18 protein-coding genes and 1 pseudogene are annotated in these 23,100 nt (G+C 64.4%); 14 read left to right on the top strand and 5 right to left on the bottom strand.

Features of this window, described 5'->3' with window-relative positions:
* Nucleotides 1–76: 76 nt before the first annotated feature.
* The 4 genes from GRI47_RS06475 (at nucleotide 77) to GRI47_RS06460 (ending at nucleotide 4,124) form a co-directional block, all read left to right on the top strand.
* Nucleotides 77–1,294 carry an MFS transporter gene (locus tag GRI47_RS06475; protein ID WP_160660485.1) on the top strand — a complete coding sequence of 406 codons (1,218 nt, stop codon included), beginning with the start codon at nucleotides 77–79 and terminating at the stop codon, nucleotides 1,292–1,294.
* A 96-nt stretch (nucleotides 1,295–1,390) separates the two neighbouring features.
* Nucleotides 1,391–2,383: a LacI family DNA-binding transcriptional regulator gene (locus tag GRI47_RS06470; RefSeq protein WP_337190656.1), complete on the top strand. Its 993-nt coding sequence runs from the start codon at nucleotides 1,391–1,393 to the stop codon at nucleotides 2,381–2,383.
* Nucleotides 2,384–2,457: 74 nt separating this feature from the next.
* A complete protein-coding gene (locus tag GRI47_RS06465; protein WP_160660484.1) occupies nucleotides 2,458–3,234 on the top strand; it encodes a carboxylesterase family protein in 777 nt (258 codons plus the stop codon).
* Complete coding sequence (locus GRI47_RS06460; protein ID WP_160660483.1) at nucleotides 3,231–4,124, top strand: endonuclease/exonuclease/phosphatase family protein; 894 nt, start codon at nucleotides 3,231–3,233, stop codon at nucleotides 4,122–4,124. Before GRI47_RS06465 ends, GRI47_RS06460 begins: the two co-directional genes overlap by 4 nt.
* Nucleotides 4,125–4,134: 10 nt before the next feature.
* On the opposite strand, the gene GRI47_RS06455 is transcribed toward GRI47_RS06460, so the two are convergent.
* Nucleotides 4,135–5,667, bottom strand: coding sequence for a glucoamylase family protein (locus tag GRI47_RS06455; RefSeq protein WP_337190655.1), 1,533 nt, complete (start codon nucleotides 5,665–5,667; stop codon nucleotides 4,135–4,137).
* 61 nt (nucleotides 5,668–5,728) lie between these two features.
* Nucleotides 5,729–8,752 (bottom strand): TonB-dependent receptor, encoded by a 3,024-nt coding sequence (locus GRI47_RS06450; protein WP_160660482.1) that lies wholly within the window; start codon nucleotides 8,750–8,752, stop codon nucleotides 5,729–5,731.
* 242 nt (nucleotides 8,753–8,994) lie between these two features.
* On the opposite strand from GRI47_RS06450, the gene bglX reads away from it, so the two are divergent.
* From bglX to purU, 4 genes are all read left to right on the top strand, one after another.
* Nucleotides 8,995–11,343, top strand: coding sequence for a beta-glucosidase BglX (bglX, locus tag GRI47_RS06445; RefSeq protein ID WP_160660481.1), 2,349 nt, complete (start codon nucleotides 8,995–8,997; stop codon nucleotides 11,341–11,343).
* A 2-nt stretch (nucleotides 11,344–11,345) separates the two neighbouring features.
* Nucleotides 11,346–13,043: a sulfatase family protein gene (locus GRI47_RS06440; protein ID WP_237452631.1), complete on the top strand. Its 1,698-nt coding sequence runs from the start codon at nucleotides 11,346–11,348 to the stop codon at nucleotides 13,041–13,043.
* 85 nt (nucleotides 13,044–13,128) lie between these two features.
* Nucleotides 13,129–13,500 carry a hypothetical protein gene (locus GRI47_RS06435; RefSeq protein ID WP_160660480.1) on the top strand — a complete coding sequence of 124 codons (372 nt, stop codon included), beginning with the start codon at nucleotides 13,129–13,131 and terminating at the stop codon, nucleotides 13,498–13,500.
* Between the two features lie 42 nt (nucleotides 13,501–13,542).
* Entirely contained in the window at nucleotides 13,543–14,439 is an 897-nt protein-coding gene (purU, locus tag GRI47_RS06430) for a formyltetrahydrofolate deformylase (RefSeq protein WP_160660479.1), read from the top strand.
* A 21-nt stretch (nucleotides 14,440–14,460) separates the two neighbouring features.
* On the opposite strand, the gene GRI47_RS06425 is transcribed toward purU, so the two are convergent.
* On the bottom strand, nucleotides 14,461–16,527 hold the full coding sequence (locus GRI47_RS06425; RefSeq protein WP_160660478.1) for a glycoside hydrolase family 97 protein: 2,067 nt from the start codon (nucleotides 16,525–16,527) through the stop codon (nucleotides 14,461–14,463).
* Nucleotides 16,528–16,691: 164 nt separating this feature from the next.
* On the bottom strand, nucleotides 16,692–17,309 hold the full coding sequence (locus GRI47_RS06420; protein ID WP_160660477.1) for a flavin reductase family protein: 618 nt from the start codon (nucleotides 17,307–17,309) through the stop codon (nucleotides 16,692–16,694).
* A gap of 104 nt (nucleotides 17,310–17,413) precedes the next feature.
* Between GRI47_RS06420 and GRI47_RS06415 the strand changes: the two genes are divergently transcribed.
* From GRI47_RS06415 to GRI47_RS06405, 3 genes are read left to right on the top strand one after another with little or no spacing between them, the layout of a single operon-like run.
* Nucleotides 17,414–17,926, top strand: a complete 513-nt coding sequence (locus GRI47_RS06415) for a 2Fe-2S iron-sulfur cluster-binding protein (protein WP_160660476.1) — start codon at nucleotides 17,414–17,416, stop codon at nucleotides 17,924–17,926.
* The gene (locus GRI47_RS06410) at nucleotides 17,923–18,909 is read left to right on the top strand and encodes an FAD binding domain-containing protein (protein ID WP_160660475.1); all 987 of its coding nucleotides are present in this window, start codon (nucleotides 17,923–17,925) and stop codon (nucleotides 18,907–18,909) included. Before GRI47_RS06415 ends, GRI47_RS06410 begins: the two co-directional genes overlap by 4 nt.
* Nucleotides 18,906–21,095 carry a xanthine dehydrogenase family protein molybdopterin-binding subunit gene (locus GRI47_RS06405; protein ID WP_160660474.1) on the top strand — a complete coding sequence of 730 codons (2,190 nt, stop codon included), beginning with the start codon at nucleotides 18,906–18,908 and terminating at the stop codon, nucleotides 21,093–21,095. The genes GRI47_RS06410 and GRI47_RS06405 overlap by 4 nt, the downstream gene beginning before the upstream one ends.
* 150 nt (nucleotides 21,096–21,245) lie before the next feature.
* Here the strand turns inward: GRI47_RS06405 and GRI47_RS15340 are convergent.
* Nucleotides 21,246–21,455 (bottom strand): annotated as a pseudogene (locus GRI47_RS15340) (CatB-related O-acetyltransferase); the annotation flags it as partial.
* Between the two features lie 688 nt (nucleotides 21,456–22,143).
* Here GRI47_RS15340 and GRI47_RS06395 point away from each other — a divergent pair.
* Genes GRI47_RS06395 through GRI47_RS06385 form a run of 3 tightly spaced genes read left to right on the top strand, consistent with a single transcriptional unit; the run spans nucleotide 22,144 to nucleotide 23,021 of the window.
* Nucleotides 22,144–22,554 (top strand): thermonuclease family protein, encoded by a 411-nt coding sequence (locus GRI47_RS06395; RefSeq protein WP_160660472.1) that lies wholly within the window; start codon nucleotides 22,144–22,146, stop codon nucleotides 22,552–22,554.
* 42 nt (nucleotides 22,555–22,596) lie between these two features.
* The gene (locus tag GRI47_RS06390; protein ID WP_160660471.1) at nucleotides 22,597–22,863 is read left to right on the top strand and encodes a hypothetical protein; all 267 of its coding nucleotides are present in this window, start codon (nucleotides 22,597–22,599) and stop codon (nucleotides 22,861–22,863) included.
* On the top strand, nucleotides 22,860–23,021 hold the full coding sequence (locus GRI47_RS06385; RefSeq protein WP_160660470.1) for a hypothetical protein: 162 nt from the start codon (nucleotides 22,860–22,862) through the stop codon (nucleotides 23,019–23,021). The genes GRI47_RS06390 and GRI47_RS06385 overlap by 4 nt, the downstream gene beginning before the upstream one ends.
* Nucleotides 23,022–23,100: the final 79 nt, after the last annotated feature.

Genomic DNA, 23,100 nt, shown 5'->3' with positions numbered 1-23,100 from the left:
TAGCGCCAAGCGCGCTGGCGAACAAGCTGTACGCTTGGTGCTTGGAACCGCCGTCCAGGCGGAGTAGGGCCCATCCATGAGGGAGAGATCGGGAGGATCGCGGCTGCAATCGCCGCGCTATCTGGTGCTGTATGCACTGGCCGCAGCGGGCGGGTCGGCCGCCTACGCACCACTGCTGACCCTGTTCCTGCCAGTCTATGCCACGGATGTCTGGGGCGGGGAGGGGATCGTGGTGCTCTCCTACGCGGCCTTCGTCGGCGCGATCGCGGCGAGCCTGGGGAACATCGCGTTCGGCTGGGCGAGCGATGTCACCGGAACGCGCCGCCCATGGATCGTCGCCGGACTGATCCTGTCGAGCGTGCTGCTGACGCTCCTGTTTCGGATCGAGAGCGTTCCCCTGTTCCTCGCGGCGATCGCGGCCTGGCAGGTCGCGCTCAACATGATGCTGGGGCCGCTTTTTGCCTGGGCGGGGGATTGCGTACCCGACGAACAGAAGGGCACGTTGGGCGGACTTCTGGCCGTGGCACCTGCGACCGGGGCGCTGACGGGCGTGTTGTTGACCGTACCGGACCTCGCCTCTCCGCAGATGCGGCTCATCCTCAATGCTGGGTTGGTCGCCGTGATGGTTTTACCCGTGGTCGTGTTCGGGCGCCCCCGCGCGATGCCGCAGCTGATGGCATCTTCGGCAGAAGACGAGACGCGCCAGCCGATCGTGGCGGGCGATCCGGCCTACCCCGCCGATCGCGCGCCGGTGGCGCGGATGTGGATGGTGCGGCTGCTGATCCAGATTGCGGAAGCCGCCCTGTTCGCTTTCCTGCTGCTATGGTTTCGCACGCTCGATGCCAGCGTTACCGACAACCGGGTCGCCCAGCTTTTCACCGTGGTGCTGTTCACCTGCGTCCCCCTCGCGCTGATCGTGGGGCGATGGTCCGATTCCACCCGGCGACCGCGTCTGCCGCTGACGATCACGGCTGCCGGAGCTGCGATCGGCCTTGCGATGCTGACCTTCGCGCAGGACATTACCGCAGGGATTGCGGGCTACGTCGTCTTCGCGATCATGGCGGGCGTCTTCCTTTCGCTTCACGCCAGCCAGACTTTGCGCGTTCTGCCGCGCCCGGCCACTCGCGGACGCGATCTGGGCATCTTCAATCTGACCAACACCGTGCCGTCGCTGATCATGCCGTGGTTGGTGCTGGCGCTGATCCCGATGTTCGGCTTCCAGGCCCTGTTTGCGCTGCTGGCGTGTTTCGCAGCGCTCGCCTGCATCCTGCTGGCGACGATGCGTAAATTCTAGGGCGCAAATTCTAGGGCGGTGACCGTACTGTCGCTTGGCGCAAGAGCCAAACGGCGATAGACCGTCCGTGTGGGAAGCGCGATAACGATCAGGGAAGTGGCCAAGGCCGCAGGGGTCTCGGTGGCGACAGCGTCGCGCGCGCTCAACGGCCTCAGCAGCGTGACGGCGAAAACCCGCGCCAAGATCGAAGCGACCGCCAGGGAACTCAATTACGTCCCCCATAGCGGCGCGCGCAGCCTGACGCGGCGGCAAACCGACACTATCGGCGTGATCCTTCCCGACCTGTTCGGCGAATTCTTTTCCGAGATCGTGCGCGGGATCGATCTGGCGGTGCAGGGCGCGGGCAAGAACCTGCTGCTCGGCAATATGCATGGCAGTGCGGAGCAGACCGGGCAGGCGATCCGGGCAATGCGCGGTCGGGTGGACGGATTGCTGGTCATGCCGCCCCATTCCAGCGCGGAGACGCTGGACCAGGCGCTGACGCACGGGATACCCGCCGTCCTTTTGAACGCGCGCAGTTCGGACGGGGCGACGCCCTTCGTCGCGGTCGACGATTACGCGGGCGCGCGATTGGTGACCGAGCATCTGATCGAACGCGGCGCGCGCCACATCGTCCACATCGCGGGGCCTGCCAGCAATCGCGACGCGAGGGAGCGCGAGCGCGGCTTTCGCGAGGCGCTGAAGGAAGGGCTTGGCATCACCGATCCGCTGGTCCTGCCGGGCGATTTCCGCGAAGATGCCGGGCGCGATGCCGCGCGCTATCTGCTGGAGAACGGAACGCGCTTCGATGCGGTATTCGGCGGCAACGACATCATGGCGGTCGATTGCATGGCCGAACTGCGCGAGGCGTCGCTGACGATCGGCAGCGAGGTGCTGGTCGCCGGGTTCGACGACATTCCGCTGGCCCGATACGTGACCCCGCAGCTGACCACGGTGCATTCCGACATCACGCGCCTCGGCGCGGCGGCGGCGGAACTGCTGTTCCGAATGCTGGCCGGGGAAACGCCGGACGCGCAGGATTGGCTCGTCATCGCGCCGACCCTGGCGGTGCGCGGGTCGACGGCAGGCGGGTTCAAACCCGGCACGTGAACGTCCGAGAGGTCTAGCCGCGCTCTATGTAACCGGTTACCAAGGCGCAATTGCCGGATCGGGAGAGCCGCCTCATGTCCTTCGCCTTCAATGATTTCGTTCCCACTCGCCTAGCACGTTCGCTGGCCGCTCTGTTCGTTCTGTCGGGATGCACGGGCCTTGGCCCGCTCGAAGCCGCGCCGCCGCCCCAGGCCGGGCAGCACGCGCAACCGGCTCTGACTGCCGGGGGCTACGAATATCAGCTCTTCGTCCCGCCCGGTGTGCCTGAAGCGAGCCAGACGGACGGGGCGACTTATCCGCTGATGCTGTTCCTCCACGGTTCGGGCGAGCGGGGCAGCGATGTCGCGCGGGTCAAGGTGCACGGCCCGCCCAAGCTGGCGGATCGCGACCCGAATTTTCCCTTCATCCTGATTTCGCCTCTGCTGCCCGCGGAAGAGGATTGGGACATCGCGAAGCTGGACGCGATCCTGGACCATGCCATGGCGACTCTGCCGGTCGACCCGGAGCGCGTCTATTTGACGGGCCTTAGCCGTGGGGGCCATGCGACCTGGCGCTGGGCAGCTGTCGAGCCCGCGCGCTTCGCTGCCATCGCCGCAGTGGCGGGGCGGGGCGATCCCGCAACCGCCTGCGCGCTGAAAGACCTGCCCGCCTGGGCCTTTCACGGCGATCGTGACGATGTCGTGGTGCCCGAAGGCAGCTTCGCGATGGCGCGCGCGATAAGGGCATGCGGCGGGCGCGAGAGCCGCCTCACCATCTATCCCGACCTTGGCCACAATGCATGGGACCCGGCCTATGCCGATCCGGCGCTGTATCTCTGGCTGTTGAGCCACCGCAAGGAGCCGGGATCGTGAGAATTCCGAAATTTCCGCTGATCCTGGCCGGATTGGCCCTTGCCGCGGGTCTGTCGGCCTGCGCCCACACGGCCCCTTTCGCCGGTCGCGCGGGCGAAACGCTCCGGGCGATGACCTTCAACATCCGCCTCGACACGGCGTCGGACGGAGCGAATGCGTGGCCTTATCGCAAGGACATCGTGAGCCAGACGATCGCCTATCACGAGCCGGACGTGATCGGTTTTCAGGAAGTCCTGCTGAACCAGAAACAGGATCTGGAGGCGGCTCTGCCGAGCTACCGCTTCGCCGGTGTGGCGCGGGACGATGGCAGGACGAAGGGTGAATTCTCCCCGCTCGCATGGAAGACCGCGCGGTTCGAGGCCGTGGAGAGCGGCACGTTCTGGCTCTCGCCGACGCCCGATACGCCGAGCAAGGGCTGGGACGCGTCCCTGCCGCGCATCGCCAGCTGGGCGCTGTTGCAGGATCGAAGGACAGGGCAGCGCATTCGCGTCCTCAACACCCATTTCGATCATGTCGGCGAAGAGGCGCGACGCGAAAGCGCGGCGCAGATCGCGGCCTGGGCGAAGCGCTATCGCGACGCGGGCGAGGCGGTTCTGGTGATGGGCGATTTCAACGCCGCTCCATCGAGCGCGCCGATCCAAATCCTCGCCGATCCGGGACGCAGCGGCCTTGCCAACACGCGCACGATCTCGCGTTCACCGCCCTACGGCCCGACCGGCACTTTCACCGCCTTCGACATAACGCGCAATGCGGACGAGCCGATCGATCACATCTTCGTGTCGGAAGGCCTCGGCGTGATCCGCCACGCGACGTTCACCCAGCATTGGGGCGGCCGCCTGCCTTCGGATCACTACCCCGTTCTGGCGGATATCGAACTCGAATCGCGCTGAGCGCCGAAGCCTATTCGGCGGGCGTTTCCAGCCATCCGCCGGTGAAGCCGAGCCGTTCCAGGCCACGCCGGATATGCGGGTTCTTGCGCATGGTGCGCCAGACGAGGCCGCTGCGGTGGTTTTCCATCATCGCCAGGATCGGGCCCTGATCGATGCCGAGATGGTCGCGCGCGACCCAGCCGGTTTCGGCGTCCACGGTTCCGCTCCGGCTGCCGACGTCGGTGAAGGTGTAGCTGGGGTTGAAGGCGTCCTTGAAACCGTAACGTGTGTAGAGCCTGTCGCCATAGCGCTCGCGCATCGCCATCAGCGCGGGTATCGCGACTTCCGGGGCGAAGGCGACCGAGCCGCCCGGCGCGGTCGGGACGATCGTGCCGTCATCGACGACCCGTACCGCGCTGACGCCGCGCGCGCTGTAATCCTGGAACCGGCGCGGCTTACCGTTGACCACGCGGCCATTGGCGGCGCCGGTCGGTCCGTCAGACGCGGTCCAGCCCCACAGATCGCCGGAATAGCCCACCCAGTCGTTCGGATTGTCCATCCCGTAAGCGCGCTGGCTGAGCGTCGCGCGGCGGCTGTTTTCGAAATAGTCGATGCCCTTCGTCGCGATGTAGTCATCTTGGATATCGCGGAAATCCACCCAGACATGGCTGTATTGGTGCCCGAACAGGGGCTCGAACTGGAGGTGTTCGTAGCCGTAATAGCTGCCCCAGTCCTTTTCGAGGTCCGCGGCCCACCCGGTATCCCAGGCTTCCTTGGTGATCGCATGGGTCGGCGATCCGGCGGCGAGGATGTAGACCAGCATCGCTTCATTGTAGCCGACCCAGTCATGCGTGCCGAAATCGCCGTCATCTCCGCGCTCGGGATACCAGCCCATGGCGATGGCCTTGCCGCTCCCGCCATTGGCCGAAGGGATCGTGCTGTTCTCGCGCTGGGCGAAGGTCCAGTCGACGCGGGCATAGATCTTTTCGGCAAGATCGCGGATTTCGGCCTCGGTCGGATTGTCGCGATCGAAATAGCTCTGCGCGAACAGAACGCCGCCGAGCAACAAGGATGTATCCACCGTGGAAAGCTCGGTCTTGCCGAAGCGCGTCCCGTCCTCGTTCTTCAGGAAATGGTAGAAGAAGCCCTTGTGGCCCGACACTCCGTCGACCGCCGATCCCTGGGGCGCGTTCCAGTAGAATTCGAGGCAATCGCGCGTGCGCGCGGCGGCATCCTCGCGGCTGACATAGCCGCGCTCGGCCCCGATCCCATACGCCGTCAGCGCGAAGCCGGTCGAGGCGATCGAGGAGAAGGGGTTGGATGGCCAGCGGTCAGGAGCAAGGCAGCGCTCCGTATCGGTGGTCTCCCAGAAATAGGTGAAGGTGCGACGCGTGAGATCTTCCGAGAAGGCGGCTTGCGCCGAGGCGGAAGGGGCGTCCGGCCTGACCTGCGACGGCGCCTCCGGGCCAGTAGCCGGAATGCTCGCGCATCCGGCCAGGGCCAGCGCGGCCAGAGCAGTGGACGGAAGGGCGAGCGAAGCGCGTGCGAAGAAAATGGCGATCACCTGCTGACATTTAAAAACCGCCGCCGCTTCCCGGAGGAAACGGCGGCGGAAGGAGGAGAGATCAGAATTCGAACCCGGCGGAAACCTTGAGCGTCCGCGGCGGCCCGTCCGTGCTGAAGGACCGCAAATTGCGCTCACCCGTCGTGCCGAGGAAGCTGTTGTAATTGCGATCGTTCAGCGCGTTGATGATGTCCGCGCGGACATAGATGCGGCTGCGGTCGGTCAGGAAACCGAGATCGATATTCTGCGTGATCGCGAGGTCGAGCTGGCGGAAGCCCCAGCGATCACCGTTGCCCGCAGTCTTGATCGTCTCGATGACCAGGGGCGGATCGCCGCCGATCGTGCGCACGAAGTTGTTGAGATAGCGCGGAGAGGCGATCTGGAACTTGCCGGAAATGACCGTGTTCGTCGGCAGATCGACCGATCCGGCCATCACGAGGCGATGCTTGCGCAGCCCGCTGGAGGTCTTGACCGTGTAATCTTCCAGAGTCGGGAAATCGAACGAGAAATACTCGCCAAAAGCCCGGTTCTCCGTCGCATCTGTATAGGTGTAGGTCGCCGTCAGGTTCCAGGGCGAGGCCTGGGTATAGCGTTTGGCGATCTTGATATGCGCCGCATCCTCATCGGTCTTCAACCCGTTCGTCCCGATGATGATCGATCCGAAACCTGGAGGCGTGAAGCCGAAGGGCGATCCCGGCACGGCGGGCGGGGGCGTGAAGAAGGTGCCGTCGGGGCGGCGGTTGCCGAGCAGATAGGCGAAGCCGTCACGGCTCTTGATGTGCCGGAATCCGACCTCGACATTGAGCAGGCTGGTCAGATCGCTGCGCAGACCGATACTGAACTGGTCGGAATAGGGCACTTTGAGATCGTTGTTGATCAACCGGATGCCGCGCCCGCCACCGGCCCCAGCGCCGGCGAGCAGCTGCTGGCGGCCCGCTTCGGTGAGGTAGATCGGATCGAACGGAACGCAGGTCGCGCTGGGGTTGCAGGTGTTGTTCGGATCACCGGTCAGGAAGTTGAAGGTTCGCGTGCTGTAGGCATTGATGCTCAGTTCCTGCGCCAGATAATCGAACTGGTTGCGGTCATAGGAGCGGCCATAGCCGCCGAACAGCACCAGCCGCCCGCGATCGAGGAACTGGTAACTGAAGCCGATACGCGGCTGGAACGCGCCCTTGAACGCTTCGCGCTGCGTCCCGTCCGAGATATAGTCGTTGATGTCGTATTCGACGCCCGGCTTGTAGATATTCGGATAGTTCGCCTGCGAGACTGCGGTGACGACATCCTGCGGCGTCACGAAATCGAGATAGGAGGGCGTTTCCTCGTAATCCCAGCGGATGCCGAGATTGAGGGTCAGGCGATCGTTCACGTCCCAATCGTCCTGGATATAGACCCCGAACTGCCAGTTCTTGGAGATGACGGACGCCGTACCGTCTCCGGTCGCAGCGCCGAATTGCACCTGATAGGGGATGGTGGTGTTGAAGGTGCCAGGTGTGCGATTGACGTTGTAGGAATATTGCGGATTGAAGAAGTTCTGTTCGATCCGGGTCAGCTTCACCCATTTCGACTTCACGCCCGCCTTGATCGTGTGGCCTTCGAGGGCCGTCCAGGTGAAATCGTTCTGGACGCTGTAGCCTTCCTGGCCCTTGTCCTGGAAGTTGGCGCTGCCCCCGACACGCAATAGCTGCGCGCGCGTCAGGTTGTTGCCGGTAACCGGGCTCCTGCCGCTGAAAGTGTAGATCGCACCGGGGATGAAATTCTGCGGACGCGGTGACCAGAAGGCGTTTTCATAGGTGAACTTGAAATCGTTGATGAAATTATCCGCGCTGTGTTCCCAGCGGAGCAGGCCGCGCTTTTCATCGACATCCTGCGAAGCAGCCGCTTCCGCAGCGGTGCTTCCGCTGCTCAGGAAGACGCCGGTTTCCTTGCGATACTTGCCCGAAACCTCGATCAGGTCACGGCTGGTCGGCTGGAGGCTGATCTTGCCGAAGAACAGGTCCTCGTTGAATTCGCGCTGCGTCGGGCCGAACACATCTTGCAGATCGGACGGAAAGAAGCTGACCGGGAAATCCGCACCCGGCTCGATCGTGACCGGCAGGCGACGGCGCTTGCCTTCATAGGTGACGAAGAAATGCGCCACGTCCTTAACGATCGGCCCGCCGAGTGCGCCGCCGAACTGAAGATCCTTGGTCTCCGCCTTTTCGCGTCCGCCGAATTTCTCCAGCGGGGTTTCCTGCCTCATGCCGGTGTCGGTATAATCGACGAAGGCGGTGCCGCTGAATTCGTTAGTGCCGGATTTGGTACCTGCCGTGATGGCGACCGAGCTGACCTGGTCGAACTCCGCCTTGTAGTTGGAGCTGATGACGCGGTATTCGCCCACCGCCAGCTGCGGGAAGGGATTGCCTTCCGAACTGTCCTGGCCGGTCACGCCGTTCTTGAGCACGTAATCCTTCTGGCCGACGCCATCGATATAGACGTTGACCGTGCGGCTGTTCTGCGCGCCGCCCTGGATGCGCGACTGGCCGTCCGGGTTCTCGAACACCACGCCCGGCGCGAGGTCGGCGAAGGCGAGGAAGTTGCGATTGTTCTGGGGCAGCGTTTCGATCTCGCGCTGCGAGATGTTCGCGCCGACTTCGCCGCCTTCCAGCGTGACGATCCGTCCGCCGGTGACGATGATGAGATTGTCCGCAGAGCCCGGCGCGGCGGAGGCGTCCGCCACGGTCGGTTCCTGCGCGATGTCGTCAAAGTCGAGCACCGCGTCCTGCGCGATCTGGAGCGTGAATTCGTCGGTACGGCGCACCGTGCCGTCTGTGCCCGTGATCTCGAGATAATAGGTCGCGGGGCGCAGCTGCGGGAAGTTGTAGCGCCCGTCCTGCGACACATCGACCGTGCGCCGGAAGCCGGTCGCCACATCGACCGCGGTGATCTGCGTCGCCCCGGTCACCGAACCGCGCAGCGATGCGTTCGATTCCTGGGCGTGAGCTGGAACGGCTAGCGCGATGGCGAGGGCGCCGGTAGCGCTTCCGAGCGCGAGCGCACCGGCCAGCCTGCCTGCGACGGACGTACGTTTGGCGTGCGAAAAGATCATGGCCCTTCTTCTCCCCGTATCCGCCCCCTTATCCCGGAGGCTAGCGACTCGCGTCGGCCATGCAAGACGACGCGAATCATGGTTTCTCTCTCACCGATCTGTAACCGGTTTCAACGGGCTTGTAACCGGTTTCAATCCGGTTGTATAGAAGCCGTGCATCGGACGAATCCGAAAAATATCACAACAGGATGGCGATAGAGCCCGCTCGGGCGCCGACCATCTGGGCAATGGGAGACATGACGATGGGCTTTGCGGCTCGCACTACCACGATCGTAGCGGCTTTATTGGCGACGACGGCTTGCGCGACGGCGCAATCGGCCCCCGTCGAACGCGCCGCGCCTGCCGCCGCCCAAGCCGCCGCTTCGACCGGCACCGTCCCGATCCAGCCCGCGCAGCCCGCCTGGGCCGCACGCGATGCGGAGATGGACCGTTTTCTCGACGAGCTGATCGGCAAGATGACGCTGGAGGAAAAGGTCGGTCAGCTCACGCTGCTCACAAGCGATTGGGAATCGACCGGCCCGACGATGCGCGACAGCTATCAGGAGGATATCCGCGCCGGTAAGGTCGGCAATATCTTCAACGCCTATACCGCCGGATATACGCGCGATCTGCAGAAGCTCGCGGTCGAGAACACGCGGCTGAAGATTCCGCTGATGTTCGGATACGACGTGATCCACGGTCACCGCACGATCTTCCCGATCTCGCTGGGCGAGGCTGCGAGCTGGGATATGGAAGCGGTCGAGAAATCCGCCCGCGTCTCCGCGCAGGAAGCGAGCGCGGAGGGCATCCACTGGACCTTTTCCCCCATGGTCGACATCGCGCGGGATGCGCGCTGGGGCCGCATTTCGGAGGGGGCAGGCGAGGACGTCTATCTCGGCAGCCGGGTCGCGAAGGCGCGGGTCGAGGGCTATCAGGGCGACGATCTGGCTGCGACCGATACCGTGCTGGCGACGGTCAAGCATTTCGTCGGCTATGGCGCGGCGCAGGCCGGGCGCGACTATCACACCGTCGATATCTCGGAACGCACGCTGCGCGACGTCTATCTCCCCCCGTTCAAGGCGGCGATCGATGCGGGCGTGGGCAGCATCATGACCGCCTTCAACGAATATGACGGCGTGCCCGCGAGCGGCAGCAAATACCTTCTGACCGATGTGCTGCGCGACCAGTGGGGCTTCGACGGCTTCGTCGTCACCGACTACACCTCGATCAACGAGATGGTGGCGCATGGTTATGCGAAGGATCTCGAACAGGCGGGCGAACAGGCGCTCGATGCCGGGGTCGATATGGATTTGCAGGGCGCGGTGTTCCTCGAACATCTCGGCGATTCGATCGCGAAGGGCCGCGTCACGATGGATCAGGTCGACACCGCGACCCGCCGCGTGCTGGAGATGAAATACCGCCTCGGTCTGTTCGAGGACCCCTATCGCTATGCCGACGAAGCCCGGCAGGAGGCAACGCTCTACAAGCCGGAATTCCTTGAAGCTGCGCGCGATGTCGCTCGTAAATCCATGGTATTGCTCAAGAATGAAGGCGATACCCTACCCATCGTCGCCGGAGCGCAGAGCATCGCTCTGATCGGCCCGCTTGCCGACAGCAAGCCCGACATGATCGGCAGCTGGGCCGCGGCGGGCGACCGCCAGACCCGGCCGGTCACCGTGCTCGAAGGTCTCAAGGCGCGGGCCGGGCGCGGCGTGCGCGTCGAATACGCCAAGGGCGCGAGCTACGAGTTCGCGGATGCGAGCAAAACGGACGGGTTCGCCGAAGCGCTCGAAGTGGCGAACCGGTCCGACGTGATCGTCGCGGTCATGGGCGAGAAATGGGACATGACGGGCGAAGCGGCGAGCCGCACCTCGCTCGACCTGCCGGGCAACCAGCAGGCGCTGCTCGAACGCCTCGTCGCGACAGGCAAGCCGGTGGTGCTAGTGATGATGAGCGGGCGGCCGAACTCGATTATCTGGGCGGAAGAAAACGTTTCGGCGATCCTCCACGCCTGGTATCCGGGCACGCAGGGCGGCCATGCGGTGGCCGATGTCCTGTTCGGGGACTACAACCCCTCGGGCAAGCTGCCGGTGACCTTCCCGGTGAATGTCGGCCAGGCGCCGATCTATTACGACATGAAGAACACCGGCCGCCCGATCGAACTGGGCGCACCGGGCGCGAAATACGTCTCGCGCTATCTCAACACGCCGAATGCGCCGCTCTACCGGTTCGGTTACGGACTCAGCTACACCGACTTTGCCTATTCCCCCGTCAGCTTGAGCGCGCCGAGCATGGGGGCAGGCGGTTCGATCACCGCCAGCGCCACCATCACCAACACCGGCAAGCGCGCCGGGGCGGAGGTTGCGCAGCTTTATGTGCGTGACCTCGTCGGGTCGGTGACGCGCCCGGTGCAGGAGCTGAAGGGCTTCGAGAAGGTCATGCTCCAGCCCGGAGAGAGCCGGACGGTCACGTTCACTCTGCGGCCCGAGGATCTCGCCTTCACCCGTCAGGATATGTCGCATGGGTGGGAGCCGGGCGAGTTCCGTCTCTGGATCGCGCCGAGCTCCGGCGCGGACGCGAGCACGCCGGTCACCTTCACGATCACGGAGTGAGCATGATGACGGGGCGCACCGCTTTCGCCGCCATGGCCCTGGCCTGCGTCCTGCCGGGCTGCGCCACCGTTCCCGCCGCCACCGAGAGTGCGGGAACGGTGGCTCAGACAGACACGGCGCCCGTCGAACAGCGCCGTCCGAACATCATCTTCATCATGTCGGACGATCATGCGCAGAGCGCGATTTCCGCCTACGGGACCGAGATCGGCCGCCTCGCGCCGACGCCCAATATCGACCGGATCGCGAAGAACGGGGCGTTGTTCGAAAACAGCTACGTCACCAATTCGCTGTGCGGCCCGGCGCGGGCCACCATGCTGACCGGCCAGTTCAGCCATATGCATGGCTTCACGCAGAACGGGCAGAAATTCGACAATTCGCAATGGAACTGGGTGCGCGAACTAGGGGCGTCGGGCTACGACACCGCCCTGTTCGGGAAATGGCACCTCAATTACTCGCCCGAAGGCGCGGGGATCGACGATTGGGCCGTGCTCGACGATCAGGGCAAATACTACAATCCCGACATCATCACGCCCGACGGACGCAGCGTGGTCGAAGGCTATGCCACCGACCTCGTCACCGATCGCAGCCTCGCCTGGCTCGACGGGCGGGCGGGCAGCGACAAGCCTTTCGCCCTGCTGATCCACCACAAGGCGCCGCACCGCAATTTCATGCCCGCCCTTCGCCATGTGCAGAAATATATCGGCACGGAATTTCCCGTGCCGACCAATTATTTCGACCATTACGACGGACGCCCCGCCGCCGCGGCGCAGGAAATGAACATCTATCGCGACATGTATGAGGGGCACGATCTGAAGATGACGGTCGAGGAGGGGAGCCGCGAATTGCGCTTCAATCCCTGGACCGACGATTTCGCGCGCATGACCCCCGAACAGCGCGAGGCCTATTTCGGCGCGCTCCAGCCCGGCAACGATGCCATGAACGCCGCTGATATGAGCGACAGGGAGATGGCGATCTGGAAATACCAGCGCTACATGCACGAATATCTCGGCACGGTCGCCGCAGTGGACGACAGCGTGGGCCGCGTGCTCGACTGGCTGGAAAATTCGGGCGAGGCGGACAACACGATCGTCATCTACACGTCCGACCAGGGTTTCTATCTCGGCGAGCATGGCTGGTTCGACAAGCGGTTCATGTATGAGGAAAGCCTGCGGACGCCGCTGGTGATGCAGTATCCCGGCCACATCGCGCCGGGCACGCGGATCGGCGCGCCCGTGCAGAACGTGGATTATGCGCCCACTTTCCTCGATTATGCGGGCCTTCCCGAACGAGGAACCATTCAGGGCCGCTCCTTACGCGAAGTGGTCGACGGAACGCCGCCGTCGGACTGGCGCGACGCCATCTATTACCACTATTACGAATATCCCGGTTTCCATTCGGTGCGCGCGCATTACGGCGTCAAGCAGGGCCGCTACAAGCTGATGCGGTTCTATGGCGATATCGACCAGTGGGAGTTCTACGACCTTCAGACCGACCCCAACGAGATGCGCAACCGCATCGACGATCCCCGGATGAAGGACGAAATTGCGCGGATGAAGGACAAGCTCGAAGAGCTGCGCCGCCAATATCGCGACAGCGACGGTCCGGCCGTGGACGCGCCGATCGGTGACGAGGTCGCGATGGCGAAGGGCCGCCACGATGCCGAAAACGCGGCGGGGGCAGGGCATCACGCGCATCATTGAGGGGCAGGCGTGTTTGCTCACATCGCGCTCATGATTTCCGCTTCCTCGTCAGGCAGGTTTTTCCCGTAAAAAGGGAGATGTGCCGATGATTCTGTTCGCCAAGTCACAGACCGCCTCGCGGGCCTATCGGGTCGGGCTGGGGCTGGCTGCGCTAACCGCCTTCGTGACCGTTTGGACGACGATCGTGCGCGACGACGGGCAGGGGGCCGCGTCCTTCATGGTGATCCTCGCGGCCGCAGTCGGCGCCTTTGCCGTGCGGATGGAGGCGGCGGGCATGGCGCGGGCGATGGCGGGCGTGGCGGCCATGCAGGTGTCGCTCGGTCTGCTGTTCGCGACCGCACCCTCGACTATCGCACAACCTGGCGGACAGGCGCGGGCGCTGGTCTGGGGCACGGTTCTCGCGGGATCGTGGCTGGCCTCAGCGGCCTGCTTTCGCCGGGCCTCCCGAAAGCGTTAGTGCCGTCTGGCGCTCCGCCGATCCTTTGATACAAGTGCCGCCATGACACCCAGCGCCGATCCCGCTTCTCACGAACAAGCCAAACCCGCCTTCATTCTCACCCTGTCCTGCGAGGATCGGGTGGGCATCGTCGCCGCGGTCAGCAGCCATCTGGCCGCGATCGGAGGCTTCATCCTCGACAGCCAGCAATATGCCGATCTCGAAGCGGGACGCTTCTTCCTCAGGATCGAATTTCGCGCAGAGGGAGTGTCGTTCCCCCAATCGGTGGATGATCTGCGGTCCGGCTTCGCTCCGATCGCGCAGGATTACGCGATGGACTGGGAGCTGCTGCCCGCCGATCATCGGCCGCGCCTGCTGATCGCGGTGTCTCGGGGGAGCCATTGTCTCAACGACCTCCTGCATCGCTGGCAGACGGGCAATCTGCCGGTCGAAATCGTGGGTGTGGTGTCGAACCACGAAGGGCTGCGCGATCTTACCGAATGGCATGGCGTCCCCTATCACTACTTGCCCGTCGATCCCGACCGGCGCGGCGAGCAGGAAGCGCGGATGCTGCGCGTCTTCGAGGAGAGCCGCGCCGATACGCTGGTGCTCGCCCGCTATATGCAGGTGCTGTCGTCCGATCTGGCGGGGACGCTGGCGGGGCGGTGCATCAATATCCACCACAGCTTCCTCCCCAGCTTCAAGGGCGCGCGGCCCTATGGGAAGGCGCATGAGCGCGGAGTCAAGCTGATCGGTGCGACGGCGCATTTCGTCACCGGCGATCTCGACGAAGGGCCGATCATCGAACAGGATATCGAGCGAGTCGATCACCGCGCGACCGAACAGGATCTCGTCCGCATCGGCCGCGATATCGAGGCGCGCGTGCTGGCCCGCGCGGTGCGCTGGACGGCGGAAAGGCGGGTCTTCCTCAACGGCATCCGCACCGTGGTGTTTCGATAGGCGCCTCCGCCCGAAGTGAGGTCAGTCTAGGGGCCTGAGGCTCATCGCGAAGCCGCCGCCCGCCTGCATCAGCACGCGCATCGCCTCGCCGCCCGTAATGACCCTCGTCTCGCGCACCATGGCGAAGCGATCCCCGTCGATCCCGCCGCCTTCGCCATCGCGCCAGATTTCGGCTGTGTAGCGCCTGCCCGGATCGAGGAAGGTGAGGTCGAGTTCGACCTCGCGCGCGGTTTCGTCGGTGACGCCGCCGATCCACCAATCCTCCCCGCCGCGGCGCTGGCGGGCGACGACGCCGAATTGTCCGACCTCGCCGGAAAGGACTTTCGTCCGCTCCCAGTCGACCGGGACCTGTTCGATGAAGGCCAGCGCATCGGGGGCCTTGGCGTAGTTCTCGGGCAAATCCGCCGCCATCTGGAGCGGGGAATAGATCACCACGTAATCGGCCAATTGCCGCGCCAGCGTGTTGGGCAAGAGGCCTTCGCGCCCTTGCAGACTGACGATGCCCGGCGTCAGGTCGAACGGGCCTGCCAGCATCCGCGTGAACAGCAGGGTCGGCTCGTGGCTGGGCGGATTGGGCGGCTCGCCCCAGGCCATATATTCGGTCCCCCGCGCACCTTCGCGTGTCATCAGATTGGGATAGGTGCGGCGCATACCGGTATCCTTGATCGGCTCATGCGCGTTGATGGCGATCTCATGTTCGGCGGCACGTTCGGCGACGAGGACGTGATGGCGGGCCATGTACTGCCCGTCGTGATACTCCCACTGTTCGGTGCCGTCCGGGTCCTCGCGCAGCACGCCGCCCGCATCGGCGACATAGCCGGTCTTGACCGAATGGACGCCGTGCCGCTGGTAATAATCGAGCGCTTCCTCGAGCTGGCGTTCGTAAAGCCCGGCATTGCCCGCCGTTTCGTGGTGGCCCATGATCTCGACACCCTTCGACGCGGCATAGGCGGCGATGCGATCCATGTCGAAATCGGGGTAGGCGGTGGCGAACTGGAAATTGCGTCCGCTCTCGCTCCACCACCCCTCGTTCCAGCCTTCGATCAGGACGGATTTGAAGCCATGCTTCGCGGCGAAATCGATATAGTCGATCGCGTGCTGGGTGGTGGCGCCATGCTTGGGGCCAGCGTTCCAGCTCCATTTGTCGAGATGCATCGCCCACCAGATACCGACATATTTGTGCGGTTTCGACCAGCTGACATCGCCGAGACGGTTGGGTTCGTTGAGATTGAGCAGGATGTCCGCCGCCGCATAGAGGCGCGGCGCATCCTCGGCGATCAGGATCGTGCGCCAGGGTGTGACGAAGGGCGCGGTGCGGCGCACCTTCCATGGCTGGGATGACGGCGCGAGCATGGTGCGGAACCGCTGACCTTCGACCCGCTGGAGCCAGAAGCCGCTGTAATCTTCCAATGCCGCTTCGTGGATCGCGAGGTGGAGGCCATCCGCGCGGCGCAGGGTCAGCGGCGAATGCGCTGTGCCGACCTGATTGGCGGGGGTGTGGTTGTACACATATTCGTAGCGGTTCCACTCGCCGCCCGGAATCCACCAGGCTTCGGCGTCACCCGAAATGTTGAACTCGGTCAGCTCCTCGTCGATCTTGACATCGGCAAGCTGCTCCTGGTCGGGGAAGGCGAAGCGAAATCCTACGCCGCCGTCGAAGACCCGCGCGATCAGGTCGATGCGGCGTTCGGTCTTGCCGAGTTCGGTGATGGGTATGCGGATTTCGCGATAGTCGTCGCGCACCACGCGGTTCTCGCCCCAGGGTTGTTCCCACTCGCCTTCATGGTCGCGCCGCACCGCTTCGCCCAGCGCCACGCGATTGCCCCATTTGCCCGCACCGCGCAGCACGAAGCCCAAGCGGGAGGGGGCGATCACTGGTTTGCCGTCGCGGGTCACCGAGTAATGCGGCGCTTCCGCCACCGTCTCGAGCGCGAAGCACAGCCGCCCGTCCGGGGAACATTCCCGATAACGCTCCGCATCCTGCGCAGCACCGGGCACGGGCAGGGCGAAGACGACCAGCGCCATCGCAATCGGTTTCCAAACGCTCGCCATCATCATCCTCTCGTCTTTGCCACGATCCTGTCGCATCGCGCCCGTTCCTGCAACCGGTTACATCGCCTTGCATACGGTCTATCTCGCCATCGCCCGGCTCGGCAGGCCGCGCGACAGCGAAGCGGCGCTTGCATCCTCGCACGTCGCATTTCGCGCAGCGGTCGGGTCGCCGGGGATATTGAGCGATTGCGCTCGGCGGATCAGTCGGGGCGCTTCATCTTAAACAGCGCATCCTGCGTGATGGCGAAATAATCCGCCGGTCCGCCGCCGCGCGTAATCGGGACGGGGCGGGCAGTCTGGTAGACACCATCTTCGAGCATGGCGGGATCGATATGGATGCCGACCGCTTCACCGATCACCAGCCATTGATCGAGTTCTTCACCATGCCGATCCTCAAGCCGGATCAGCTGGGTCATTCTGCATTCGAAATGCACCGGGCTGCCCGCCACGCGCGGCGGGGCGACGATCGTGGAAGGGAGCGTGTCCAATCCCGCCAGAGCAAACTCGTCCACCCCCGGCCCGACGCTCGCGGAAGTGGCGTTCATCGCTTCGGCCTGCGCGCGCGTGGCGAGGTTCCACACGAATTCGCCGCTCGCCTCGATATTCGCGACCGTGTCCTTCCACCCTGACGAGGCAAACACGATGAGGGGCGGGTCGTAATTGATGAGGTTGAAGAAGCTGTAGGGCGCCAGATTGCGCGTGCCGTCCCTGCCGATCGTCGAGATCCAGCCGATCGGGCGCGGCGCGACGATGGCGTTCAAGGGGCTGTGCGGAAGGCGGTGCCCATCCTCGGGCCGGTAGAAATGATAATCGGTCATCGCGTTCCTTTGCCGCCGATCCGCGTCGCCGCAAACCGAAACTCCATAAATTTCTTCGGACCTTAAAAGGGTCAGGCCGGTTGAGGGGGGACGAGGAGACCGTCTTGCCCGATACCATCACCATCAACGGAACCGACCACCCCCTGCCGAGCGATCCGCGCACCAGCCTGCTGGATTTCCTGCGCCACGATCTGGGTCTCACCGGCACCAAGAAGGGCTGCGATCACGGCCAGTGCGGGGCCTGCACCGTCATCGTCAATGGGATGCGGATCAACAGCTGCCTGACGCTCGCCGCCCTGCATGACGGGGACGATGTCACGACGATCGAGGGGTTGGGCACGCCCGAGAACCCGTCGCCGCTCCAGGTCGCTTTCGTTGAGCATGACGGGTATCAATGCGGCTATTGCACACCGGGCCAGGTGTGTTCGGCCACCGCCATGCTGGACGAGATCAAGGCCGGTTTCGCCAGCGACGCAAGCGCAGATCTGACCGGCGAGATGACGGCGACGGCCGAGGAAATCCGCGAACGGATGAGCGGCAATCTGTGCCGCTGCGGAGCCTATGCCAATATCGTCGCCGCGATCCGCGATGTCGCCGGACAGGGAGACGCCGCATGAGACCATTCGATCTCCAGCGGCCCGACAGCCTCGATCACGCGTATTCCCTCTCGGATGGCGAAACCGCCACGCTGATCGCGGGTGGGACCAATCTGCTCGACCTGATGAAATTGCAGGTCGAGACGCCCGAGCGGCTGGTCGCGATCGACCGGCTGGGCATGAATGCGATCGAGGAGACAGCGGATGGCGGGGTGCGCATCGGCGCGCTCGTCACCAACACCGCGACCGCGAACCATGACCGCATCCGCAGCGACTATCCGGTGCTGGCGCGCGCCATTCTCGCCGGGGCGACACAGCAATTGCGCAATCGCGCCACGACCGGCGGCAATCTGTGCCAGCGCACGCGCTGTTACTACTTCACCAATATCGACCAGCCCTGCAACAAGCGCGACCCCGGTTCGGGCTGTGGCGCGATAGACGGGATCGCGCGCCTCCACGGCGTTCTCGGCACCAGTCCCCACTGTATCGCGACCTATCCCGGCGACATGGCCGTGGCGATGAGCGCGCTCGATGCCATGGTCGAGATCGAAGGGGCGGGTGATGCCCGCCGCCAGGTTCCGGTTCGCGACTTCCATCGCCTGCCGGGCGACACGCCCTGGCGCGACAATGTGCTGGAGCCGGGCGAGGTCATCACCTCGGTAATCCTGCCAGCCCCGGTCGAAGGGAAGCAGATCTACCGCAAGGTGCGCGAGCGCTCGTCCTATGCCTTCGCCCTGGTCTCGGTAGCCGCCGTGATCGCGATGGAAGGCGAGACCATCGCGCGCGCAGACCTCGCTTTCGGTGGACTGGCGCACAAGCCCTGGCACGATCCCCGCCTTGCCGACCTGCTGGGCGGAAAGGTGCCGGACGCCGCTCTGTTCGACCGCGCCGCCGACCTGCTGCTGGAAGACGCGCAGGGCTATGGCGAGAACGATTTCAAGATCCCGCTCGCCCGGCGCACGCTCGCCGCCGTGTTGGCCGAAGCGACGGAGACCGCGATATGACCGCCCATCTCAAGCAAGACGAACCCGACACCGAAAACTTTCTCGACACGATGAAGCAGGGCGTGCTGGGCAAGCCCGTTTCGCGGGTCGAGGGGCTGGCGAAGGTGACCGGAACGGCGCCCTACGCTGTCGAATACCCGGTCGAGAATGCTGCCGAGGGCGTGATCGTGACAACGACGATCGTGCGCGGCGAGGTCGTGTCGATCGACAAGGCCTCGGTGCTCGAAATGCCCGGTGTCCTTGCCGTTATCGATGACGAGCGCCTGACGACGCGGGCGGCGCAGGGAACCGCCGGCGAAGCGCCACAACAAGGGCCGACGAAGGTCTTCTTCTGGGGCCAGCCGATTGCGGTCGTCGTCGCCGAGACGTTCGAGCAGGCGCGCGACGCGGCGAAGCATCTGAAGGTGGAATATCGGGCGGAAGACGGCGCTCCGCTCCACCCTTCTGATGTCGAGCCTGAGGAGCAGGAGGACGAAACCGTCGATCAAGGCGATCTGGCACAGGCGATGAGCCGCGCCGATCATTCGGTCGACCTCGCGATCACCACCGAGGGCCATGCGTCCGCCGCCATGGAACCCCACGCCGCGATCGCGCAGTGGGAGGGCGACAAGCTGACGGTCCACGCCTCGCTACAGATGTTGAACTACAACATCGCCGAACTCGCCGACACTCTGGGTGTCGAAGAGGACCGGGTGCGGATCGTCTCGCGCTATGTCGGGGGCGGGTTCGGATCGAAGCTCGGCATCAGCGAGGAAGTCGTCGCGGCCGCGATCGCCGCCGAGAAAGTCGGAAGGCCGGTCCGCGTGGTGATGAGCCGCCAGCAGGTCTTCCAGTGCGTCATGCGCCGCAGCGAGACCACACAACGGCTTCGCCTGGCCGGAGACGGCGAGGGCAGGCTCGACGGGTTCGGGCATGAGGCGCTGGTTTCGAACCTTCCCGCAGAGGAATTCGCCGAGCCCGTGCTGCAATCCTCGCACTTCCTGTACGGCGGCGACAATCGCGCCCTGAAGCTCGAAGTCGCGCGCATCCACCGCATGACCGCCGGGTCGGTCCGCGCGCCGGGGGAAGCGGTGGGTATGCCCGCGCTGGAAATCGCGATGGACGTTCTCGCGGAAAAGAGCGGCGTCGATCCGGTCGAGCTGCGCCTTCTCAACATCCCCCATCGCGATCCCGAAGAGGATTTGCCGTTTTCATCCCACAAGCTTGCCGAATGCCTGAAGCAAGGGGCGGAACGGTTCGGCTGGGATTCGGGGCCTCGATCGCCGCGCCACACGCGGGACGGCGAATGGTGGATCGGCACCGGCATGGCGAGCGCGGCGCGCGTGCACAATGTCGGCGAGGCGAGGGCGAGGGTGACTCTGAAACCCGATGGCACTGCCGAGATACGTACGGATATGACCGATATCGGGACCGGCACCTATACGATCCTCGCTCAGATGGTCGCGGAAATGCTTGGGATCGCGGTGGACGATGTGCTCGTCCAATTGGGCGATACCGATTTCCCGCGCGGCCCCGGTTCCGGCGGCAGCTGGGGCGCGGCCTCGATCGGATCGGCAGCCTATCTCGCTTGCCGCGCTTTGCGTAAGATGCTGGCGGAGAGGGCAGGCACCGGAGAAAGCGATCTGATCCTGCGCGATGGCGCGGTCGAGGGCGGGCGGTCTCTGGTCGAATTGCTCGATGGCGAGGAACTGTCCGAAGAGGGCCATTACGAGCCGGGCGATATCGCCGACAGCCATACTGCGTCAGGTTTCGGAGCCTTCTTCGCCCAGGTTCGGGTTAACCGCTTCACCGGGGAAACGCGGGTCGACAGGATGCTCGGAGCCTTCGGGTTCGGCCGCGTGCTGAACGAGAAGACCGCTCGCTCGCAATGTCTGGGCGGGATCACTTGGAGCATCGGCGCCGCTCTGACCGAAGCGCTGCATTTCGATCCCAAAGACGGCCATCTCGTCAATTGCGATCTTGCCGAATATCACGTCCCGGTGAACCGCGACGTGGGGGAGGTCGAGGTCGTGATGGTGGAGGAACGCGATCCGGTCGCAAGCCCCATTCAGGCGAAGGGTATCGGCGAGCTGGGCATGTGCGGCGGTGCGGGTGCGATCGCCAATGCGATCTACAACGCCTGCGGCGCGCGCGTCCTCAGTTTTCCGATGACGCCGGACCGCGTTCTGGAGGTCATGCCGGAGTGAGGCGAACCTCCGGCAGCGCGACGCTCAAGAACCTCGCCACGGGCTGAAATGCTCGGGCAAGGGCTCGATCGAGCCGTCGGCCAATGCGGACAGCATCTGGTCGGGCGTCGCGCCCTTGCCGCACAGGTCCACGGCGCGGTCGCCATATTGCCACCATTTCGCTTCGAGCAGGTCGGCGATCTGTTGCTCTTCAAAGCGCGGGCGGATCAGGCGCGCCGGCACACCGCCGACAATGGCATAGGGTGGAACGTCTTTCGTGACCACCGCACCGCCACCGATCACCGCCCCGTCTCCAACGGAAACGCCCGCCACGATGACCACGTTGTCGCCGATCCAGACATCGTTGCCGATCACCGTCAACGGATCGGATTGGAAGCTGTCGGAGCGCGCTATAGGGTGGGTGGTGAAGCAGTCCACATCGTGGAGCGCCGCACCAACCGAACAGCGCCGCCCTATCGAGCAGAACCGTCCGACCCGCACGCGCCTGAGCAGGCTTGAATTGGCGTAGCTGCGAAATCCGATCCAGGATGGACCGAACAATTCACAGCGTTGCAGTTCGACGAATTCCTCCACCTGAATATCATCGCGGATTTCAGAATGCGGCCGTCGAAGGATTTTGCGGAGGAGTCGTTTCATCATGATCCCGCTCGTTCATCGTCACAGACAGCAACGCTATCTATCGCCCGCATCCCGGCGACTCACGCGCCTTCGACAGCCGCCCTCACGGCTTTCACGGATATCGCGGGAATGTGCCATTCCAAATAATGGTCGGGGAGACAGGATTCGAACCTGCGACCCTCTGCTCCCAAAGCACGTAAGATACCCTTCGCATCAAATGGTTGCCGGTAAAACGGGGCGAAATTGCCGCACATCAAATCAATGGGTTACAGATTGGGTGTAAACTTTAAATCGTCGGTCATATGGCACGATGCAATGCGGATTGGCGATCTGCACTAGCGTGAAAGCGACGTCGCGCTTGCGCTTAAGCCGCCGAATTGGATGCGAGACCATGCGACCAGAGTAAACGCCCCTGTACAGGATTCGTGAGATGTTGATCCTCGCACTTGCCTGCGCCGCCTGTTCGCCGCTGCCCGCACCAGTGCCGATCGAGGCCACCTGCACCGTGACCGATGGTGACACGATTCGCTGCGGCGAGGAGCGCATCCGCCTGCTCGGTATCGACACGCCGGAGAAGCCGGGCAGATGTCGGGCGGGGCGGGAGTGTGTGCCGGGTGACCCGTTCGCATCCACCCAGTCGCTGGTCGAGGCGATGGAAAACGGTCCATTGTCGATCATTCGCATTGGCGAGGATCATTACGGCCGCACGCTTGCTCTGGTGCGCGCCGGCGAAACCGACCTGTCGTGTTACCAGCTGGCCGAAGGCGGCGCGGCCTATGTCGCGCGGTGGGATAACAAGAAGGCCGTCGCACGGACCTGCCCGGATCTCGTCTCCCGCTGATCGGCGCTTCCCTCCGGGGCTGCCGCATGGCAGCAAGCGCGGATGACCACCACGACCCGCTTCCCCGGCATCGATCGCGTCAAGTCCGCATTCGAGCGGGTGCAGCGCTTTCGGCAGTTCGATGCGAGCCAGCGCGTCGACTATCTCGAGCTGCGCCAGGCGGTCGAGAATTGCCACGCCCTGCGAGCGCCGAATCATTCCGAGAGGCTGGCCATCGCGTTCGAGCGCTTGCAGCTGTTTCCTGACAATCAGCCCGACGAGGCCGCTCGTTGGGAAGAATTCCGCGCTGCGATCGGAGAAGTGCTGTGAGCGAAAGCCGAACCCTGCGCCTCGCCAAGGCGGCGAAGAAGGTGTCCGATCTGGCTTATGCTTCGGAATTTTATCGTGACCCCGATCCGTCGCGACTTCCCCGCGCACTCGTGCAACTGGACAAGGCTATGGCGGAATGGCGGGGCGAGGGCGGGTGACCGACGATCAGCGAGAGCGTGTGAGGCGCTGGCTGTTCCGCATCGAGTTGGCAGCGGTCTTCGCGCTTGTGATCGCTGC

The sequence above is a fragment of the Qipengyuania pelagi genome, assembly GCF_009827295.1.
Classification (GTDB): domain Bacteria; phylum Pseudomonadota; class Alphaproteobacteria; order Sphingomonadales; family Sphingomonadaceae; genus Qipengyuania; species Qipengyuania pelagi.
This window is presented reverse-complemented; position numbering and strand designations above follow the sequence as displayed.

What these genes read in the sequence shown, in the direction of transcription:
- GRI47_RS06475 (WP_160660485.1), top strand. Translation starts at nt 77, where the DNA reads ATGAGGGAGAGATCGGGAGGATCGCGGCTGCAATCGCCGCGCTATCTG.
- GRI47_RS06465 (WP_160660484.1), top strand. Translation starts at nt 2,458, where the DNA reads ATGTCCTTCGCCTTCAATGATTTCGTTCCCACTCGCCTAGCACGTTCG.
- GRI47_RS06450 (WP_160660482.1), bottom strand. Translation starts at nt 8,752, where the DNA reads ATGATCTTTTCGCACGCCAAACGTACGTCCGTCGCAGGCAGGCTGGCC.
- bglX (WP_160660481.1), top strand. Translation starts at nt 8,995, where the DNA reads ATGGGCTTTGCGGCTCGCACTACCACGATCGTAGCGGCTTTATTGGCG.
- GRI47_RS06440 (WP_237452631.1), top strand. Translation starts at nt 11,346, where the DNA reads ATGATGACGGGGCGCACCGCTTTCGCCGCCATGGCCCTGGCCTGCGTC.
- GRI47_RS06435 (WP_160660480.1), top strand. Translation starts at nt 13,129, where the DNA reads ATGATTCTGTTCGCCAAGTCACAGACCGCCTCGCGGGCCTATCGGGTC.
- purU (WP_160660479.1), top strand. Translation starts at nt 13,543, where the DNA reads ATGACACCCAGCGCCGATCCCGCTTCTCACGAACAAGCCAAACCCGCC.
- GRI47_RS06425 (WP_160660478.1), bottom strand. Translation starts at nt 16,527, where the DNA reads ATGCGACAGGATCGTGGCAAAGACGAGAGGATGATGATGGCGAGCGTT.
- GRI47_RS06420 (WP_160660477.1), bottom strand. Translation starts at nt 17,309, where the DNA reads ATGACCGATTATCATTTCTACCGGCCCGAGGATGGGCACCGCCTTCCG.
- GRI47_RS06410 (WP_160660475.1), top strand. Translation starts at nt 17,923, where the DNA reads ATGAGACCATTCGATCTCCAGCGGCCCGACAGCCTCGATCACGCGTAT.
- GRI47_RS06405 (WP_160660474.1), top strand. Translation starts at nt 18,906, where the DNA reads ATGACCGCCCATCTCAAGCAAGACGAACCCGACACCGAAAACTTTCTC.
- GRI47_RS06395 (WP_160660472.1), top strand. Translation starts at nt 22,144, where the DNA reads ATGTTGATCCTCGCACTTGCCTGCGCCGCCTGTTCGCCGCTGCCCGCA.
- GRI47_RS06390 (WP_160660471.1), top strand. Translation starts at nt 22,597, where the DNA reads ATGACCACCACGACCCGCTTCCCCGGCATCGATCGCGTCAAGTCCGCA.